The following is an 18,475-nucleotide window of genomic DNA, read 5'->3' on the forward strand; positions in this document are numbered from 1 at the left end:
GTTACGCGTAATACGCCGGTCAGTTGGCAACGGACCGGCGGATTTTTTCATGTATGATACGCGCCCCATTTCGTTGCCCGACTGTCCGAGAACACCCCATGCAGCTCTCTTCGCTCACTGCGGTTTCCCCTGTTGACGGCCGCTACGCCGGCAAAACCCAGGCCCTGCGCCCTATTTTCAGCGAATACGGCTTGATCCGTGCTCGTGTCCTGGTTGAAGTGCGCTGGCTCCAGCGCCTGGCCGCTCACCCCGCCATCAGCGAAGTGCCGGCGTTTTCCGCCGAAGCCAACGCTGTACTGAACACCCTGGCGGAAAACTTCTCCCTGGAGCACGCCGAGCGTGTGAAAGAGATCGAGCGCACCACCAACCACGACGTCAAAGCCATTGAGTACCTGCTCAAAGAGCAAGCGGCCAAGCTGCCGGAACTGGCCCAGGTCAGCGAGTTCATCCACTTTGCCTGCACCAGCGAGGACATCAACAACCTGTCCCACGCCCTGATGCTGCGCGAAGGCCGTGATGACGTAATGCTGCCGCTGATGCGCCAGACCGCCAACGCTATCCGCGAACTGGCCATCCGTTTCGCCGACGTGCCAATGCTGTCGCGCACCCACGGTCAGCCGGCGTCGCCGACCACCCTGGGTAAAGAGCTGGCGAACGTGGTGTACCGCCTGGAGCGCCAGATCGCCCAAGTCGCCGCCGTGCCGCTGCTGGGCAAGATCAACGGTGCCGTAGGTAACTACAACGCGCACCTGTCGGCCTACCCCGAAATCGACTGGGAAGAAAACGCCCGCGCCTTCATCGAAGATGAGCTGGGCCTGGGTTTCAACCCGTACACCACTCAGATCGAACCGCACGACTACATCGCCGAGCTGTTCGACGCCATTGCGCGCTTCAACACCATCCTGATCGACTTCGATCGCGATATCTGGGGCTACATTTCCCTGGGCTATTTCAAGCAGCGCACCATTGCCGGTGAAATCGGTTCCTCGACCATGCCGCACAAGGTCAACCCGATCGACTTCGAAAACTCCGAAGGCAACCTCGGTATCGCCAACGCACTGTTCCAGCACTTGGCCAGCAAGTTGCCGATTTCCCGCTGGCAGCGCGACCTGACCGACTCCACCGTACTGCGCAACCTCGGCGTAGGCTTCGCCCACAGCGTGATCGCGTACGAAGCCAGCCTCAAAGGCATCAGCAAACTGGAACTCAACGCGCAGAAAATCGCCGCCGACCTGGATGCGTGCTGGGAAGTATTGGCCGAGCCGATCCAGACCGTGATGCGCCGCTACAACATCGAAAACCCTTACGAAAAGCTGAAAGAATTGACGCGCGGCAAGGGCATCACCTCCGACGCGCTGCAAACTTTCATCGACGGCCTGGATATGCCTGCCGCCGCCAAGGCCGAGCTGAAATTGCTCACCCCGGCCAACTACATCGGCAACGCGGTGGCGCAAGCCAAGCGCATCTGATTTAGCGCAAGCCCTCTTGAGACGCCCGGCCGCGCCGGGCGTTTTTATTCCTGTCTTAAAAGTGCTTTTTTTCAATAGGTTACACATGAATCCTGATATTCCTCTTCAACTTCTGGGCGGCATCACGGCACGCGAATTCCTGCGCGACTACTGGCAGAAAAAACCGTTGCTGATTCGTCAGGCCATCCCTGATTTCGAAAGCCCGATCGATGCCGACGAACTGGCCGGCCTGGCCCTGGAAGAAGAAGTCGAATCGCGCCTGGTGATCGAGCACGGCGAGCGCCCATGGGAACTGCGTCGCGGCCCCTTCGCCGAAGACGCCTTCAGCACCCTGCCTGAGCGTGAGTGGACGCTGCTGGTGCAGGCTGTCGACCAGTTTGTGCCGGAAGTGGCCGAGCTGCTGGAGCACTTCCGCTTCCTGCCAAGCTGGCGCATCGACGACGTGATGATCAGCTTTGCCGCACCTGGCGGCAGCGTCGGCCCGCACTTCGATAACTACGACGTGTTCCTGTTGCAGGCCCAAGGCAAGCGCAACTGGAAAATCGGCCAGATGTGCAACTCCGAGAGCCCGTTGCTGCAGCACGCCGACCTGCGCATCCTCGCCGAATTCGAGCAAAGTGAAGAATGGGTGCTGGAACCCGGCGACATGCTCTACCTGCCGCCGCGCCTCGCGCACTTCGGCATCGCTGAAGATGACTGCATGACCTACTCGGTCGGCTTCCGCGCACCGAGCGCCGCTGAAGTATTGACCCACTTCACCGACTTCCTCAGCCAATACCTCACGGACGAAGAGCGTTACACCGACGCCGACGCCCAACCGGTCAGCGACCCGCACCAGATTCAAGGCGATGCCCTTGACCGCCTGAAAGGCTTGCTGGCCGAGCACATGAGTGACGAGCGCATGCTGCTGACCTGGTTCGGCCAGTTCATGACCGAGCCGCGCTACCCGGAAATGGTGGCAGGCGAAGAGTTGGTCGAAGAAGACTTTATCAGCAGCCTGGAAGACGGCGCGATTTTGGTCCGCAACCCAAGCGCCCGCATGGCGTGGTCGGAAGTGGACGACGACGTGTTGCTGTTCGCCAGCGGCCAGAGCCGTTACCTGCCCGGCAAACTGCGCGAGCTGTTGAAACTGATTTGCTCGGCCGACGCCCTGCACAGCGAAAATCTCGGCACATGGCTCGCAGACGAAGACGGTCGCGACCTGCTGTGCGAATTGGTCAAGCAAGGAAGCCTGGGATTTGCCGATGAATAAGATTCACGTAAGTGTCGCGGACTGGCAAAAGGATATCGCTGAGATTCGGCGCATTCGTGAAGCGGTATTTATCGCTGAACAATCGGTTCCACCCGAGCTCGAGTGGGACGCAGACGACGCTGACGCCGTGCATTTTCTCGCGTTTGAAGGTGACTTTCCGATTGGCACCGCGCGCCTGCTGCCCAGCGGCGAAATCGGCCGCGTATCGGTGCTTAAGGACTGGCGCGGACTGAAAGTCGGCGACAAGCTGATGGAAGCCGTGATTGGCATGGCCGAGCAACGTGGCCAGACCAAGCAGTTTCTCAGTGCGCAGGTATATGCGGCGCCGTTTTATGAGCGACTGGGCTTCAAGATTGTCAGCGATGAATTCCTTGAAGTCGGAATTCCACATGTCGATATGGTGCGCGAGGGCTAATTCGAGACCGAGTCGCCCTTATCGCAGGCAAGCCAGCTCCCACAGGGAAATGCATTCCAAATGTGGGAGCTGGCTTGCCTGCGATAGCGCCATCAGCAACACCCAAAAATGCCCTGCCATGCCAGGGCATTTTGCCGTCTACGATTCAACTTGCGACCCACCAGGCCGACAAACTGGCACTATCAAGCCTAAATGACTCGCAGAGATAACGGACATGTCCCTACGCACCCTGCTCACCGCCCTCCTCCTGACCGCCAGCGTCTCAGCAATGGCTGACACCGAAGTCGTCAACCTGAGCAATCGCACCAGCGCTGATTTACTGCCGGTGGCGCAGAATTTCATCGGCAAGGACGGCACCGTCAGCGCCTACGGCAACCAGCTGATTGTCAAAGCCGACCCTGGCAAGATCCAGGACCTGCGTGCATTGCTTGCCCAACTGGACACTCCCGCCAAGCGCCTGCTGATCACCGTCGACACCAACGAATACAATCAGCAGAACACCGGCGACAGCCAGACGCGCATCATCAGCTACGGCACCGCCAGCCGCGACGGTGGCATCCAGCAGATCCAGGCCAGCGAAGGGGTGCCCGCACTGATCCAGGTGGGCCAAAGCGTGCCACTGACGACCACCCAGCCAGACGCCTATGGGCGCCCGCAAAACCAGACCCAGTATCGCAACGTCACCCAAGGCTTTTACGTCACTGCCAGCGTAACCGGCGAGACCGTACACCTGGCAATCAGTACCAACCGTGACCGCATGAGCCAGGAACGTCCCGATGTAGTGAACGTACAGAGTAACGACACAAGTGTCAGCGGGCGCCTGGGTGAATGGATCTCGCTGGCAGGCATCAATCGCGAGACTCAGGCCGACAAATCTTCTACAACCCGCAGCTACTCTACTCAGGGGCGTGATGACCTGACTTTGCGGGTCAAGGTCGACACCCTGAACTGAAGCACCAAAAACTGACTGGCAAGTCGTATTAGACTAAAGATGTAGTGCTATAAAAAAAGCACTACAAAACGTTTGACGATCCAAAAAAGCATGGGCATGATGGCCTCGCTCCCGCTAATCAGGGGCCCTGGCAAGGGCCTTCGGATCGTCGCTCTAAGCTACCCATCTGAGCCGATTCGTGTCTGTACCGCCCACAAGGTGTGTTTGACGAGGTTGCGACTGGAACGAAGTTGTCCCGAGGGACGGAAGCTAACCAGGTAACCCGGCTACACACTGATGGATCGTACCAAGGCCCACGACGCCCGAAGACCGTTCGCAGTTCGCCCTTACCTGCTCAACTCCCCTCTCGCTACTCGTTCATCCCGTCGCCTTCCCCGCCGAACCTGACTTGACCGCCTAAGCTTCTGGTCAGCGAGCGCCACGCCTGTGCATTGAATGCAGGGCTGTAAAACGGATTTTTCCACACTGTTTTTCCACACGAAGACGCGACGAGGTTTTTCCCATGGCACTGACACGCGAACAGCAAATTGCAGCCCTTGAAAAAGACTGGGCTGAAAACCCACGCTGGAAAGGCGTGACCCGCGCTTATTCCGCTGCTGACGTCGTCCGCCTGCGTGGCTCGGTTCAACCTGAGCACACCTTTGCAAAACTCGGCGCCGAGAAGCTGTGGAACCTGGTAACCCAAGGTGCCAAGCCTTCCTTCCGTCCTGACAAAGATTTCGTCAACTGCATGGGCGCCCTGACCGGCGGCCAGGCAGTCCAGCAGGTGAAAGCCGGTATCCAGGCGATCTACCTGTCCGGCTGGCAAGTGGCAGCGGACAACAACTCCGCTGAATCCATGTACCCCGACCAGTCGCTGTACCCGGTGGACTCGGTGCCAACCGTGGTCAAGCGCATCAACAACTCGTTCCGTCGTGCCGACCAGATCCAGTGGAAAGCCGGTAAAGGCCCGGGCGACGAAGGCTACATCGACTACTTCGCACCGATCGTGGCGGATGCTGAAGCCGGTTTCGGCGGCGTGCTGAACGCCTACGAGCTGATGAAAAGCATGATCGAGGCTGGCGCCGCCGGCGTTCACTTCGAAGACCAACTGGCTTCGGTGAAGAAATGCGGGCACATGGGCGGCAAGGTACTGGTGCCTACCCAGGAAGCCGTACAGAAGCTGACCGCTGCGCGCCTGGCCGCTGACGTGGCTGGCACTCCGACCATCATCCTGGCACGTACCGACGCGAACGCTGCTGACCTGCTGACTTCCGATTGCGACCCGTACGACAAGCCATTCGTAACCGGCGAGCGTACTCAGGAAGGCTTCTATAAAGTACGCGCCGGCCTCGACCAGGCCATCGCTCGCGGCCTGGCCTACGCGCCGTACGCCGACCTGATCTGGTGCGAAACCGCCAAGCCGGACCTGGACGAAGCGCGTCGCTTCGCCGAAGCGATCAAGAAGGAATACCCGGACCAACTGCTGTCCTACAACTGCTCGCCTTCTTTCAACTGGAAGAAGAACCTGGACGACGCGACCATCGCCAAATTCCAGCGCGAACTGTCCGCCATGGGCTACAAGCACCAGTTCATCACCCTGGCCGGCATTCACAACATGTGGCACAGCATGTTCAACCTGGCGCACGACTACGCCCGCAACGACATGACGGCCTACGTGAAGCTGCAAGAGCAGGAGTTCGCTGACGCCTCCAAAGGCTACACCTTTGTGGCGCACCAGCAGGAAGTGGGCACCGGCTACTTCGACGACATGACCACCGTGATCCAGGGCGGCAGTTCGTCCGTGACCGCGCTGACCGGTTCGACCGAAGAAGAACAGTTCCACTGATCAACTGAGTACACGGCCATTGCGGCATCACGGAAGACCTAACCGCAATGCCGCACGACAATCACGCCCCGACTGGTTCGGGGCGTTTTTTTTGGTCCAGGGAAAAGCCCTCTGGCAGCACACGCATCAAATGTGGGAGCTGGCTTGCCTGCGATAGCGGTCAGTCAGCACCCTTTCAATGGCTGACACACCGCTATCGCGGGCAAGCCCGGCTCCCACAGGAAATGGGCTGAACCTGTAGGTTTTGCGCAAAACATTGATCCAGAGCGGTATTTGCCTGGATAAAATCGGTTAAAAAATCCACGCCAGCAACTAGCGGCAATCTAGCAAGTAACAGCAACTTCCCCCGCTGCATCACACGCACCCACTTAAAACCCACCCAAACAATAGTCATTATCATTTAGCGCATGAAAACTTCTTTACAGCTTAAACAAAACATATTTGATAAAAAGCCCGCTAATGCCCGCCCCGCAAGGGCTGCAGCCCCACAAAGGTGCACTATGTGCTTATTCCATCGAATAATTTCGCTATCGGAATTTTACTTGCCCGGTGTTTAGCCATAAAATCACCGCGATTGATTGCAGTGCGACATATCGTCACTGCATCGTTACTTTTTCGAGCTCAGAGACCTTTGCTCTCTGTTAAGGATTTCCAGCATGACCGAAGCGACAGGACTCATGGCCCACAACTGGGGCTTTGCCATTTTCCTCCTCGGTGTTGTCGGCCTTTGTGCCTTCATGCTTGGTGTCTCCAGCCTCCTCGGGTCAAAAGCCTGGGGCCGCAGCAAAAACGAACCGTTCGAGTCCGGCATGCTACCTACAGGTGGCGCCCGCTTGCGGCTCTCAGCCAAATTCTATCTGGTCGCGATGCTGTTCGTGATCTTCGATATCGAAGCCCTCTTTCTCTTTGCCTGGTCTGTGTCCGTCCGCGAAAGCGGCTGGACCGGATTCGTCGAAGCCCTCGTTTTCATAGCAATTCTGTTGGCAGGCCTTGTCTACCTATTTCGAGTGGGCGCCCTTGACTGGGCTCCGGAAGCTCGTCGTAAGCGGCAAGCGAAGCTGAAACAATGAGGCTTTGGCGATGCAATACAATCTCACCAGGATCGACCCGGATGCTCCTAACGATCAGTACCCAATCGGCGAACGGGAAACCGTTTCCGATCCGTTAGAAGATCAAGTCCACAAAAACATCTACATGGGCAAGCTGGAAGACGTGCTGAGTGGCGCGGTCAACTGGGGACGTAAGAACTCCCTGTGGCCGTACAACTTCGGTCTGTCCTGCTGCTACGTGGAAATGACCACCGCCTTCACGGCGCCCCACGACATCGCGCGCTTTGGCGCCGAAGTTATCCGGGCATCACCGCGTCAGGCGGATTTCATGGTTATCGCCGGAACCTGCTTTATCAAGATGGCGCCGATCATTCAGCGTCTCTACGAGCAAATGCTCGAGCCAAAGTGGGTTATCTCCATGGGTTCGTGCGCCAACTCCGGTGGCATGTACGACATCTACTCCGTCGTTCAAGGGGTGGACAAGTTCCTGCCCGTGGACGTCTACGTGCCTGGCTGCCCGCCCCGACCTGAAGCATTTCTGCAAGGCTTGATGCTGTTGCAGGAATCGATTGGCAAGGAGCGTCGTCCACTTTCCTGGGTTGTCGGCGATCAAGGCGTTTACCGCGCCGAGATGCCTTCGCAAAAGGAACAGCGCCGCGAACAGCGAATCGCAGTCACCAACCTGCGCAGCCCCGACGAAGTCTGATCCAGCACCGCTTCTTTTATAGAACGAAAACCTGGCTTCATTCTTTACGTTGACCGAAAGCGATAAAAAACCATGACTACAGGCAGTGCTCTGTACATCCCGCCTTATAAGGCAGACGACCAGGATGTGGTCGTCGAACTCAATAACCGTTTTGGCCCTGACGCCTTCACCGCCCAGGCCACACGTACCGGTATGCCGGTGCTGTGGGTGGCGCGTGCCAAGCTCGTCGAAGTCCTGACGTTCCTGCGCAACCTGCCCAAGCCGTACGTCATGCTTTATGACCTGCATGGCGTGGACGAGCGGCTGCGCACCAAGCGCCAGGGGCTGCCGAGCGGCGCCGATTTCACCGTGTTCTATCACCTGCTGTCGATCGAGCGTAACAGCGACGTGATGATCAAGGTCGCGCTGTCCGAGAGCGACCTGAGCGTGCCGACCGTGACCGGTATCTGGCCGAACGCCAGCTGGTACGAGCGTGAAGTCTGGGACATGTTCGGTATCGACTTCCCCGGCCACCCGCACCTGACGCGCATCATGATGCCGCCAACCTGGGAAGGTCACCCGCTGCGCAAGGACTACCCTGCGCGCGCCACCGAATTCGATCCGTTCAGCCTGACGCTCGCCAAGCAACAGCTTGAAGAAGAGGCTGCACGCTTCCGTCCGGAAGACTGGGGCATGAAGCGCTCCGGCACCAACGAGGACTACATGTTCCTCAACCTGGGCCCGAACCACCCTTCGGCTCACGGTGCCTTCCGCATCATCCTGCAACTGGACGGCGAAGAAATCGTCGACTGCGTGCCTGACGTCGGCTACCACCACCGTGGTGCCGAGAAGATGGCCGAGCGCCAGTCCTGGCACAGTTTCATCCCGTACACCGACCGTATCGACTACCTCGGCGGCGTGATGAACAACCTGCCGTACGTGCTCTCGGTCGAGAAGCTGGCCGGTATCAAGGTACCGGACCGCGTCGACACCATCCGCATCATGATGGCCGAGTTCTTCCGGATCACCAGCCACCTGCTGTTCCTGGGGACTTACATCCAGGACGTCGGTGCCATGACCCCGGTGTTCTTCACATTCACCGACCGTCAGCGCGCCTACAAGGTCATCGAAGCCATCACCGGTTTCCGTCTGCACCCGGCCTGGTACCGCATCGGCGGTGTCGCGCACGACCTGCCAAATGGCTGGGAACGCCTGGTAAAAGAGTTCATCGACTGGATGCCCAAGCGTCTAGACGAATACCAGAAAGCCGCCCTGGACAACAGCATCCTCAAGGGCCGGACCATCGGCGTCGCGGCGTACAACACCAAAGAAGCCCTGGAATGGGGCGTCACCGGTGCTGGCCTGCGTTCCACCGGTTGCGATTTCGACCTGCGTAAAGCGCGCCCGTACTCCGGCTACGAGAACTTCGAATTCGAAGTGCCGTTGGCGGCCAATGGCGATGCCTACGACCGTTGCATCGTGCGCGTCGAAGAAATGCGCCAGAGCCTGAAGATCATCGAGCAGTGCATGCGCAACATGCCGGCCGGCCCGTACAAGGCGGATCACCCGCTGACCACGCCGCCGCCGAAAGAGCGCACGCTGCAACACATCGAAACCCTGATCACGCACTTCCTGCAGGTTTCGTGGGGCCCGGTCATGCCGGCCAACGAATCCTTCCAGATGATCGAAGCGACCAAGGGTATCAACAGTTATTACCTGACGAGCGATGGCGGCACCATGAGCTACCGCACCCGGATTCGTACTCCAAGCTTCCCGCACCTGCAGCAGATCCCTTCGGTGATCAAAGGTGAAATGGTCGCGGACTTGATTGCGTACCTGGGTAGTATCGATTTCGTTATGGCCGACGTGGACCGCTAAGCATGAATAGCACGCTTATCCAGACAGACCGTTTCACCTTGAGTGAAACCGAGCGCTCGGCCATCGAGCACGAGCTGCATCACTACGAAGACCCGCGTGCGGCGTCTATCGAAGCCTTGAAGATCGTCCAGAAGGAACGTGGCTGGGTGCCGGACGGCGCCCTCTACGCCATCGGCGAAATCCTCGGCATCCCTGCCAGCGACGTTGAAGGCGTGGCCACGTTCTACAGCCAGATCTTCCGCCAGCCGGTAGGTCGCCACATCATTCGCGTGTGCGACAGCATGGTCTGCTACATCGGTGGCCACGAGTCCGTGGTCAGTGAGATTCAGAACAAGCTGGGCATCGGCCTGGGTCAGACCACGCCGGACGGCCGCTTTACGCTGCTGCCGGTGTGCTGCCTGGGTAACTGCGACAAGGCGCCGGCGTTGATGATCGACGACGACACATTCGGTGACGTGCAGCCTGCTGGCGTCACCCAATTGCTCGAGGGCTACCCATGACCCTGACTTCTTTCGGCCCGGCCAACCTGATCAAGCGTTCGGCCGAGACTCACCCGCTGACCTGGCGCCTGCGTGACGACGGCGAGGCGGTATGGCTCGACGAGTACCAGGCCAAGAACGGTTACGCGGCTGCGCGCAAAGCCTTCGCCGACATGGCCCAGGACGATATCGTCCAGACCGTGAAAGACGCCGGCCTTAAAGGTCGCGGCGGTGCAGGCTTCCCCACGGGTGTTAAGTGGGGCCTGATGCCCAAAGACGAATCCATCAACATCCGCTACCTGCTGTGCAACGCGGATGAAATGGAGCCGAACACCTGGAAAGACCGCATGTTGATGGAGCAACTGCCCCATCTGCTGATCGAAGGCATGCTGATCAGTGCCCGCGCGCTGAAAACCTACCGTGGCTACATCTTCCTGCGTGGCGAATACACCACCGCCGCCAAGCACCTCACCCGTGCAGTGGAAGAAGCCAAGGCAGCCGGCCTGCTGGGCAAGAACATCCTCGGTTCGGGCTTTGACTTCGAACTGTTCGTGCACACCGGCGCCGGGCGTTACATCTGCGGTGAAGAAACCGCACTGATCAACTCCCTCGAAGGCCGCCGCGCCAACCCGCGCTCCAAACCGCCCTTCCCTGCCGCCGTGGGCGTGTGGGGCAAGCCGACATGCGTGAACAACGTCGAGACCCTGTGCAACGTGCCGGCAATCATCGGCGACGGCGTGGAGTGGTACAAATCGTTGGCCCGCGAAGGCAGCGAAGACATGGGCACCAAGCTCATGGGCTTCTCCGGCAAGGTCAAGAACCCTGGCCTGTGGGAACTGCCATTTGGCGTAACTGCACGCGAGCTGTTCGAGGACTACGCCGGCGGCATGCGCGATGGCTACACCCTCAAGGCCTGGCAGCCAGGCGGCGCCGGCACCGGCTTCCTGCTGCCCGAGCACCTCGACGCGCAAATGTATGCCGGCGGCATCGGCAAGGTCGGCACCCGTATGGGTACTGGCTTGGCGATGGCCGTGGACAACACCGTGAACATGGTGTCGTTGCTGCGCAACATGGAGCAGTTCTTCTCCCGCGAATCCTGCGGTTTCTGCACCCCGTGCCGTGACGGTTTGCCTTGGAGCGTGAAGCTCTTGATGGCCATCGAGAAAGGCGAAGGCCAGCCAGGCGACATCGAGACGCTGCTGGGTCTGGTCGGTTTCCTCGGCCCAGGCAAGACCTTCTGTGCTCACGCACCGGGCGCCGTGGAGCCATTGGGCAGCGCAATCAAATACTTCCGCTCGGAGTTCGAAGCCGGCATCGCGCCTACCAGCGCCGCCGTCCCGCCTCTGGCGAGGCCGATCGTAGTCGGCGCGTAACGCTTAACCAGGCGAAGGGTCCGTGCCCTTCAACTGCTCATGTGCTGACGCCTTTATGGCTGTGTAGATGCACATGAATAACAAGATTCCATTAGCCACGCCCGCTGACAACGGGCCAACGAAGAACTTTGAACCATGGCCACTATCCACGTAGACGGCAAAGCGCTCGAAGTCGATGGGGCAGACAACCTGTTACAGGCATGTCTCTCACTAGGCCTCGACATCCCTTATTTCTGCTGGCACCCAGCCCTTGGTAGCGTCGGTGCCTGTCGCCAGTGTGCGGTCAAGCAGTACACCGACGAGAACGACACCCGTGGTCGTATCGTCATGTCCTGCATGACACCCGCCACCGACAACACCTGGATCTCCATCGAAGATGAAGAATCCAAGGCGTTCCGCGCCAGCGTTGTCGAATGGCTGATGACCAACCACCCCCACGACTGCCCGGTCTGTGAGGAAGGCGGTCACTGCCACCTGCAAGACATGACGGTGATGACCGGCCACAACGAGCGCCGTTATCGCTTCACCAAGCGTACCCACCAGAACCAGGACCTCGGCCCGTTCATTTCCCACGAAATGAACCGCTGCATCGCCTGCTACCGTTGCGTGCGTTTCTATAAAGACTACGCCGGCGGCACCGACCTGGGCGTATTTGGCGCCCACGACAACGTGTACTTCGGTCGCGTTGAAGACGGCGTGCTCGAAAGCGAGTTCTCCGGCAACCTCACCGAGGTCTGCCCGACCGGTGTGTTCACCGACAAGACGCACTCCGAGCGCTACAACCGTAAGTGGGACATGCAGTTCGCGCCGAGCATCTGCCATGGCTGCTCCAGCGGTTGCAATATTTCCCCGGGCGAGCGCTACGGCGAATTGCGTCGGATCGAAAACCGCTTCAACGGTTCGGTCAACCAGTACTTCCTGTGCGACCGTGGCCGTTTCGGCTATGGCTACGTCAACCGCGAAGACCGCCCACGCCAGCCGCTGTTGGCAGGTGGCGCCAAGCTGAACACCGACGAAGCACTGGATAAAGCCGCCGATCTGTTGCGCGGCCGCAATATCGTTGGTATCGGTTCGCCACGCGCCAGCCTCGAAAGCAACTTCGCGTTGCGCGAACTGGTCGGCGCCGAGCACTTCTACTCCGGTATCGAAGCCGCTGAGCTGGAGCGCATTCGCCTGGTCCTGCAGGTGCTGAACGACAGCCCGCTGCCGGTACCGAACATGCGCGACATCGAAGACCACGACGCGATCTTTGTCCTCGGTGAAGACCTGACCCAGACCGCCGCGCGTATCGCGTTGTCCCTGCGCCAGTCGGTCAAAGGCAAAGCCGAAGACATGGCCGAGGCTATGCGCGTACAGCCCTGGCTCGACGCCGCCGTGAAAAACATCGGCCAGCACGCGCTGAACCCGCTGTTTATCGCAAGCCTGGCTGAGACCAAGCTCGACGACATCGCCGAAGAGTGCGTCCACGCAGCGCCTGACGACCTGGCGCGCATCGGTTTCGCCGTGGCCCACGCCCTGGACGCCAGCGCACCTGCCGTCGAAGGCCTGGACACTGAAGCCGTTGAACTGGCCCAGCGCATCGCCGACGCCCTGCTGGCGGCCAAGCGCCCGCTGATCATTGCTGGCACCTCGTTGGGTTCCAAAGCGCTGATCGAAGCTGCTGCCAACATCGCTAAAGCCCTGAAGCTGCGCGACAAGAACGGTTCCATCAGCCTGGTCGTGCCGGAAGCCAACAGCCTTGGCCTGGCCATGCTCGGTGGCGAGTCACTGGACGCCGCGCTGCAAGCCGTCACTGACGGCAAAGCCGACGCCATCGTGGTACTGGAGAACGACCTGTACACCCGCACGGATTCGGCCAAGGTCGACGCCGCGCTGGACGCCGCCAAAGTGCTGATCGTTGCCGACCACCAGAAGACCGCCACCAGCGAGCGTGCCGACCTGGTGCTGCCAGCCGCCACCTTCGCCGAGGGCGACGGTACCCTGGTCAGCCAGGAAGGCCGCGCCCAGCGCTTCTTCCAGGTGTTCGATCCGAAGTACATGGACGCCAGCATCCTGGTTCACGAAGGCTGGCGCTGGCTGCATGCCCTGCGCTCGACCCTGCTGAACCAGCCGCTCGACTGGACCCAGCTCGACCACGTCACCGCAGCCGCCGCCGCAAGTGCCCCGCAACTGGCGCGCATTGTCGACGCTGCACCGTCCGCCGCGTTCCGCATCAAGGGCATGAAACTGGCCCGTGAACCGCTGCGTTACTCCGGCCGTACCGCCATGCGTGCTGATATCAGCGTGCACGAACCGCGTACGCCGCAGGACAACGACACCGCGTTCGCCTTCTCCATGGAAGGTTACTCGGGTTCGGTCGAGCCGCGTCAACAGGTGCCATTTGCCTGGTCGCCGGGCTGGAACTCGCCGCAGGCCTGGAACAAGTTCCAGGACGAAGTCGGTGGTCATATCCGCGCTGGCGACCCGGGCACCCGCCTGATCGAAAGCACCGGTGATTCGCTGAACTGGTTCGCCGCCGTACCGCGCCCGTTCAACCCGGCCCAGGGCACCTGGCAGGTTGTGCCGTTCTTCCACCTGTTCGGCAGCGAAGAAACCTCTTCCAAAGCCGCGCCGGTACAAGAGCGCATTCCGGCCGCCTACGTGTCCGTAGCCAAGTCCGAAGCCGACCGCCTGGGCGTCAACGACGGTGCCCTGCTCAGCTTGAACGTCGGTGGCAAGACCCTGCGTCTGCCGCTGCGCATCAACGACGAGTTGGGTGCCGGCCTGGTTGCACTGCCGAAAGGCCTCGCCGGTATCCCGCCTGCGATCTTTGGCCAAACCGTTGACGGTCTGCAGGAGGCAGCGCAATGACCTGGTTCACCCCTGAAGTGATCGACGTGATCATCTCGGTCGTCAAGGCCATCGTGATCCTGTTGGCCGTGGTCGTCGCGGGCGCCCTGCTCAGCTTCGTCGAACGTCGCCTGCTGGGCTGGTGGCAGGACCGTTACGGTCCGAACCGCGTTGGCCCGTTCGGTATGTTCCAGATCGCCGCCGACATGCTGAAAATGTTCTTCAAGGAAGACTGGACCCCGCCGTTTGCCGACAAGGTGATCTTCACCCTGGCACCGGTCGTGGCCATGAGCGCCTTGCTGATTGCCTTCGCCGTCATCCCGATCACCCCGACCTGGGGCGTGGCGGACCTGAACATCGGCTTGCTGTTCTTCTTCGCCATGGCCGGTCTGTCGGTCTACGCGGTGCTGTTCGCGGGTTGGTCGAGTAACAACAAGTTCGCCCTGCTGGGCAGCTTGCGGGCTTCGGCCCAGACCGTGTCCTACGAAGTGTTCATGGGCCTCGCGCTGATGGGCATCGTGGTGCAGGTCGGCTCGTTCAACATGCGCGACATCGTCGAGTACCAGGCGCAGAACCTGTGGTTCATCATTCCGCAGTTCTTCGGCTTCTGCACCTTCTTCATCGCTGGCGTCGCCGTGACTCACCGTCACCCGTTCGACCAGCCGGAAGCGGAACAGGAACTGGCCGACGGTTACCACATTGAATACGCCGGCATGAAATGGGGCATGTTCTTCGTTGGTGAATACATCGGCATCATCTTGATCTCGGCCCTGCTGGTCACGCTGTTCTTCGGCGGCTGGCACGGTCCGTTCAACATCCTGCCGCAACTGGCGTTCTTCTGGTTTTTCTTGAAGACGGCGTTCTTCATCATGCTGTTCATCCTGCTGCGCGCTTCTATCCCGCGCCCACGCTATGACCAGGTGATGGATTTCAGCTGGAGATTCTGCCTGCCGCTGACCCTGATCAATTTGCTGGTGACGGCTGCTGTTGTGTTGTTGAACACGCCAGCCGGCGCGGTTCAGTGAGGATTTGACCCATGTTCAAATATATTGGCGACATCGTTAAGGGTACTGGTACCCAGTTGCGAAGCCTGGTGATGGTGTTCGGTCACGGCTTCCGCAAACGCGACACCCTGCAATACCCGGAAGAAGCGGTGTACCTGCCGCCGCGCTATCGCGGCCGTATCGTGCTGACCCGCGACCCCGATGGCGAAGAGCGTTGTGTAGCCTGCAACCTGTGCGCCGTGGCGTGCCCGGTGGGTTGCATCTCCCTGCAGAAAGCTGAAACCGAAGACGGTCGCTGGTACCCGGACTTCTTCCGCATCAACTTCTCGCGCTGCATTTTCTGCGGCCTCTGCGAGGAAGCTTGCCCGACCACCGCGATCCAGCTGACACCGGATTTCGAGATGGCCGAGTTCAAACGTCAGGACCTGGTGTACGAGAAAGAAGATCTGTTGATCTCTGGTCCCGGTAAAAACCCTGATTACAACTTCTATCGTGTTGCAGGTATGGCCGTTGCCGGTAAGCCGAAAGGCGCCGCACAAAACGAAGCCGAGCCGATCAACGTGAAGAGCTTGCTGCCTTAAGGAAGAAAGATGGAATTCGCTTTCTATTTCGCGTCGGGTATTGCAGTGGTGTCCACGCTTCGCGTGATCACCAACACCAACCCCGTGCACGCCCTGCTCTACCTGATCATTTCGCTGATCGCCGTGGCCATGACCTTCTTCAGCCTCGGCGCACCGTTCGCCGGTGTCCTGGAAGTGATTGCCTACGCCGGCGCCATCATGGTGCTGTTCGTGTTTGTGGTGATGATGCTCAACCTGGGGCCGGCTTCGGTCGCCCAGGAACGTGTCTGGCTCAAACCCGGCATCTGGCTTGGCCCGGTTGTCCTGGCAGCCCTGCTGCTGGGTGAACTGCTGTATGTGCTGTTCGCTCACCAGAGCGGCCAGGCCATCGGCCACACCACCGTAGACGCGAAGGCCGTGGGCATCAGCCTGTTCGGCCCGTACCTGCTGGTGGTTGAACTGGCTTCGATGCTGCTGCTCGCGGCAGCCATCACCGCCTTCCACTTGGGCCGCAACGAAGCCAAGGAGCAATGACGATGCCTGCTATCCCTTTGGAGCATGGTCTGGCGGTCGCCGGCATCCTGTTCTGCCTTGGCCTGGTCGGCCTGATGGTCCGCCGTAACATTCTGTTCGTGTTGATGAGCCTGGAAATCATGATGAACGCCGCAGCACTGGCGTTCATCGTTGCGGGTGCACGTTGGGGCCAGCCGGATGGACAAGTCATGTTCATCCTGGTGATCAGCCTGGCTGCCGCCGAGGCCAGTATTGGCCTGGCGATCCTGCTGCAACTGTATCGTCGCTTCCACACGCTTGATATCGACGCTGCCAGTGAGATGCGCGGATGAACATGATCTTTCTGACTTTCGTATTTCCCCTGATCGGTTTCCTGCTGCTGTCGTTCTCCCGTGGACGCTGGTCGGAAAACCTTTCTGCCCTGGTGGGTGTGGGTTCCATTGGCCTGTCGGCGATTGTTGCCGCCTATGTCATCTGGCAATTCAACGTGGCGCCGCCGGAAGGCGGTCACTACACCCTGGTGCTGTGGCAGTGGATGTCGGTGGAGGGCTTCAAGCCCAACTTCGCCCTCTACGTCGACGGCCTGTCGATCACCATGCTCGGCGTGGTCGTGGGTGTAGGCTTCCTGATCCACCTGTTCGCGTCCTGGTACATGCGCGGTGAAGCCGGTTACTCGCGCTTCTTCGCCTACACCAACCTGTTTATCGCCAGCATGCTGTTCCTGGTGCTGGGCGATAACCTGTTGTTCCTGTACTTCGGCTGGGAAGGCGTGGGCCTGTGCTCGTACCTGTTGATCGGTTTCTACTACAGCAACCGCAACAACGGTAACGCGGCACTCAAGGCCTTTATCGTCACCCGCATCGGCGACGTGTTCATGGCTATCGGCCTGTTCATCCTGTTCCAACAAGTGGGCACGTTGAACATCCAGGAACTGCTGGTGCTGGCACCGCAGAAGTTCCAGGTCGGTGACTTCTGGATCACCCTGGCGACCCTGATGCTGCTGGGTGGCGCTGTCGGTAAATCCGCACAGTTGCCGCTGCAAACCTGGCTGGCGGATGCGATGGCCGGTCCGACTCCGGTTTCGGCACTGATCCACGCCGCCACCATGGTGACCGCCGGTGTCTACCTGATCGCCCGTACCCACGGCCTGTTCACCCTGGCGCCGGAAATCCTGCACCTGGTGGGCCTGGTTGGCGGCGTGACCCTGGTACTGGCCGGCTTCGCCGCGCTGGTGCAGACCGACATCAAGCGTATCCTCGCCTACTCGACCATGAGCCAGATCGGCTACATGTTCCTGGCCCTGGGCGTCGGCGCCTGGGACGCGGCGATCTTCCACCTGATGACCCACGCCTTCTTCAAGGCCCTGCTGTTCCTTGCTTCGGGTGCAGTCATCGTTGCCTGCCACCACGAGCAGAACATCTTCAAGATGGGCGGCCTGTGGAAGAAACTGCCGTTGGCCTACGCCAGCTTCATCGTCGGGGGTGCCGCGCTGGCCGCCCTGCCGTTGGTGACCGCCGGTTTCTACTCCAAAGACGAAATCCTCTGGGAAGCCTTTGCCAGCGGTAACCAGAACCTGCTGTACGCAGGCCTGGTGGGTGCGTTCATGACCTCGCTGTACACCTTCCGCCTGATCTTCATCACCTTCCACGGTGAAGCCAAGACCGAAGCACACGCAGGCCACGGCATCTCCCACTGGCTGCCACTGTCGGTGCTGATCATCCTGTCGACCTTCATCGGCGCCATGATCACCCCGCCACTGGCCGGTGTATTGCCTGAAAGCGCTGGCCATGCCGGCGGCGCTGCCAAGCACAGCCTGGAGATCGCCTCCGGCGCCATCGCCATCGCCGGTATCCTGCTGGCGGCCCTGCTGTTCCTCGGCAAGCGTCGCTTCGTCACCGCCGTCGCCAACAGTGGCATCGGCCGCTTCCTTTCGGCCTGGTGGTTCGCCGCCTGGGGCTTCGACTGGATCTACGACAAACTGTTCGTCAAGCCTTACCTTGCGATCAGCCATGTACTGCGCAGAGACCCGCTCGACCAGACCATCGGTTTGATCCCGCGTGCCGCCAAGGCCGGTCACACCGCCCTGAGCCGCAGCGAGACTGGCCAATTGCGTTGGTATGCAGCTTCCATGGCCGTGGGTGCCGTGCTGGTGATCGGCGCCATCGTGGTGGTGGCGGTATGACTATGAA

Annotated in this window: 16 protein-coding genes; all 16 read left to right on the forward strand. The window is 60.1% G+C overall.

The annotated features are described in order from the left end of the window. The first annotated feature begins 98 nt into the window (after positions 1-98). Entirely contained in the window at positions 99-1,469 is a 1,371-nt protein-coding gene (gene purB / locus ACDZ94_RS20605) for an adenylosuccinate lyase (RefSeq protein WP_064452898.1), read from the forward strand. Between the two features lie 85 nt (positions 1,470-1,554). Beyond that, positions 1,555-2,721, forward strand: coding sequence for a cupin domain-containing protein (locus tag ACDZ94_RS20610; RefSeq protein WP_064452899.1), 1,167 nt, complete (start codon positions 1,555-1,557; stop codon positions 2,719-2,721). Further along, on the forward strand, positions 2,714-3,136 hold the full coding sequence (locus ACDZ94_RS20615) for a GNAT family N-acetyltransferase (protein WP_053256837.1): 423 nt from the start codon (positions 2,714-2,716) through the stop codon (positions 3,134-3,136). Before ACDZ94_RS20610 ends, ACDZ94_RS20615 begins: the two co-directional genes overlap by 8 nt. 214 nt (positions 3,137-3,350) lie before the next feature. Then, entirely contained in the window at positions 3,351-4,088 is a 738-nt protein-coding gene (locus tag ACDZ94_RS20620) for a secretin N-terminal domain-containing protein (protein WP_432750731.1), read from the forward strand. Positions 4,089-4,590: 502 nt separating this feature from the next. After that, positions 4,591-5,916, forward strand: coding sequence for an isocitrate lyase (gene aceA, locus ACDZ94_RS20625; protein ID WP_064452901.1), 1,326 nt, complete (start codon positions 4,591-4,593; stop codon positions 5,914-5,916). A 656-nt stretch (positions 5,917-6,572) separates the two neighbouring features. Continuing rightward, entirely contained in the window at positions 6,573-6,986 is a 414-nt protein-coding gene (locus tag ACDZ94_RS20630; RefSeq protein WP_003219575.1) for an NADH-quinone oxidoreductase subunit A, read from the forward strand. 10 nt (positions 6,987-6,996) lie between these two features. Beyond that, positions 6,997-7,671 (forward strand): NuoB/complex I 20 kDa subunit family protein, encoded by a 675-nt coding sequence (locus ACDZ94_RS20635; RefSeq protein WP_012724951.1) that lies wholly within the window; start codon positions 6,997-6,999, stop codon positions 7,669-7,671. Between the two features lie 72 nt (positions 7,672-7,743). Beyond that, positions 7,744-9,528 carry an NADH-quinone oxidoreductase subunit C/D gene (gene nuoC / locus ACDZ94_RS20640; protein ID WP_064452902.1) on the forward strand — a complete coding sequence of 595 codons (1,785 nt, stop codon included), beginning with the start codon at positions 7,744-7,746 and terminating at the stop codon, positions 9,526-9,528. Between the two features lie 2 nt (positions 9,529-9,530). Continuing rightward, positions 9,531-10,028, forward strand: a complete 498-nt coding sequence (nuoE, locus tag ACDZ94_RS20645) for an NADH-quinone oxidoreductase subunit NuoE (RefSeq protein WP_003174721.1) — start codon at positions 9,531-9,533, stop codon at positions 10,026-10,028. Next, positions 10,025-11,380: an NADH-quinone oxidoreductase subunit NuoF gene (gene nuoF, locus ACDZ94_RS20650; RefSeq protein WP_064452903.1), complete on the forward strand. Its 1,356-nt coding sequence runs from the start codon at positions 10,025-10,027 to the stop codon at positions 11,378-11,380. Before nuoE ends, nuoF begins: the two co-directional genes overlap by 4 nt. Before the next feature lie 135 nt (positions 11,381-11,515). After that, entirely contained in the window at positions 11,516-14,230 is a 2,715-nt protein-coding gene (gene nuoG / locus ACDZ94_RS20655) for an NADH-quinone oxidoreductase subunit NuoG (protein ID WP_221295077.1), read from the forward strand. Next, positions 14,227-15,234: an NADH-quinone oxidoreductase subunit NuoH gene (gene nuoH, locus ACDZ94_RS20660; protein ID WP_053256843.1), complete on the forward strand. Its 1,008-nt coding sequence runs from the start codon at positions 14,227-14,229 to the stop codon at positions 15,232-15,234. The genes nuoG and nuoH overlap by 4 nt, the downstream gene beginning before the upstream one ends. A gap of 11 nt (positions 15,235-15,245) precedes the next feature. Continuing rightward, complete coding sequence (nuoI, locus tag ACDZ94_RS20665; RefSeq protein ID WP_003174725.1) at positions 15,246-15,794, forward strand: NADH-quinone oxidoreductase subunit NuoI; 549 nt, start codon at positions 15,246-15,248, stop codon at positions 15,792-15,794. Between the two features lie 9 nt (positions 15,795-15,803). Continuing rightward, entirely contained in the window at positions 15,804-16,307 is a 504-nt protein-coding gene (nuoJ, locus tag ACDZ94_RS20670; RefSeq protein ID WP_003174726.1) for an NADH-quinone oxidoreductase subunit J, read from the forward strand. 2 nt (positions 16,308-16,309) lie between these two features. Further along, positions 16,310-16,618, forward strand: a complete 309-nt coding sequence (nuoK, locus tag ACDZ94_RS20675; protein ID WP_003174727.1) for an NADH-quinone oxidoreductase subunit NuoK — start codon at positions 16,310-16,312, stop codon at positions 16,616-16,618. After that, positions 16,615-18,468: an NADH-quinone oxidoreductase subunit L gene (nuoL, locus tag ACDZ94_RS20680; protein WP_064452905.1), complete on the forward strand. Its 1,854-nt coding sequence runs from the start codon at positions 16,615-16,617 to the stop codon at positions 18,466-18,468. Before nuoK ends, nuoL begins: the two co-directional genes overlap by 4 nt. The last annotated feature ends 7 nt before the right edge of the window (positions 18,469-18,475 follow it).

Source organism: Pseudomonas sp. UBT (assembly GCF_050915955.1).
Classification (GTDB): Bacteria; Pseudomonadota; Gammaproteobacteria; order Pseudomonadales; family Pseudomonadaceae; genus Aquipseudomonas; species Aquipseudomonas antarctica_A.

Coding starts and splice junctions, on each gene's coding strand:
- purB (WP_064452898.1), top strand. CDS start 99: ATGCAGCTCTCTTCGCTCACTGCGGTTTCCCCTGTTGACGGCCGCTAC.
- ACDZ94_RS20610 (WP_064452899.1), top strand. CDS start 1,555: ATGAATCCTGATATTCCTCTTCAACTTCTGGGCGGCATCACGGCACGC.
- ACDZ94_RS20615 (WP_053256837.1), top strand. CDS start 2,714: ATGAATAAGATTCACGTAAGTGTCGCGGACTGGCAAAAGGATATCGCT.
- ACDZ94_RS20620 (WP_432750731.1), top strand. CDS start 3,351: ATGTCCCTACGCACCCTGCTCACCGCCCTCCTCCTGACCGCCAGCGTC.
- aceA (WP_064452901.1), top strand. CDS start 4,591: ATGGCACTGACACGCGAACAGCAAATTGCAGCCCTTGAAAAAGACTGG.
- ACDZ94_RS20630 (WP_003219575.1), top strand. CDS start 6,573: ATGACCGAAGCGACAGGACTCATGGCCCACAACTGGGGCTTTGCCATT.
- ACDZ94_RS20635 (WP_012724951.1), top strand. CDS start 6,997: ATGCAATACAATCTCACCAGGATCGACCCGGATGCTCCTAACGATCAG.
- nuoC (WP_064452902.1), top strand. CDS start 7,744: ATGACTACAGGCAGTGCTCTGTACATCCCGCCTTATAAGGCAGACGAC.
- nuoE (WP_003174721.1), top strand. CDS start 9,531: ATGAATAGCACGCTTATCCAGACAGACCGTTTCACCTTGAGTGAAACC.
- nuoF (WP_064452903.1), top strand. CDS start 10,025: ATGACCCTGACTTCTTTCGGCCCGGCCAACCTGATCAAGCGTTCGGCC.
- nuoG (WP_221295077.1), top strand. CDS start 11,516: ATGGCCACTATCCACGTAGACGGCAAAGCGCTCGAAGTCGATGGGGCA.
- nuoH (WP_053256843.1), top strand. CDS start 14,227: ATGACCTGGTTCACCCCTGAAGTGATCGACGTGATCATCTCGGTCGTC.
- nuoI (WP_003174725.1), top strand. CDS start 15,246: ATGTTCAAATATATTGGCGACATCGTTAAGGGTACTGGTACCCAGTTG.
- nuoJ (WP_003174726.1), top strand. CDS start 15,804: ATGGAATTCGCTTTCTATTTCGCGTCGGGTATTGCAGTGGTGTCCACG.
- nuoK (WP_003174727.1), top strand. CDS start 16,310: ATGCCTGCTATCCCTTTGGAGCATGGTCTGGCGGTCGCCGGCATCCTG.
- nuoL (WP_064452905.1), top strand. CDS start 16,615: ATGAACATGATCTTTCTGACTTTCGTATTTCCCCTGATCGGTTTCCTG.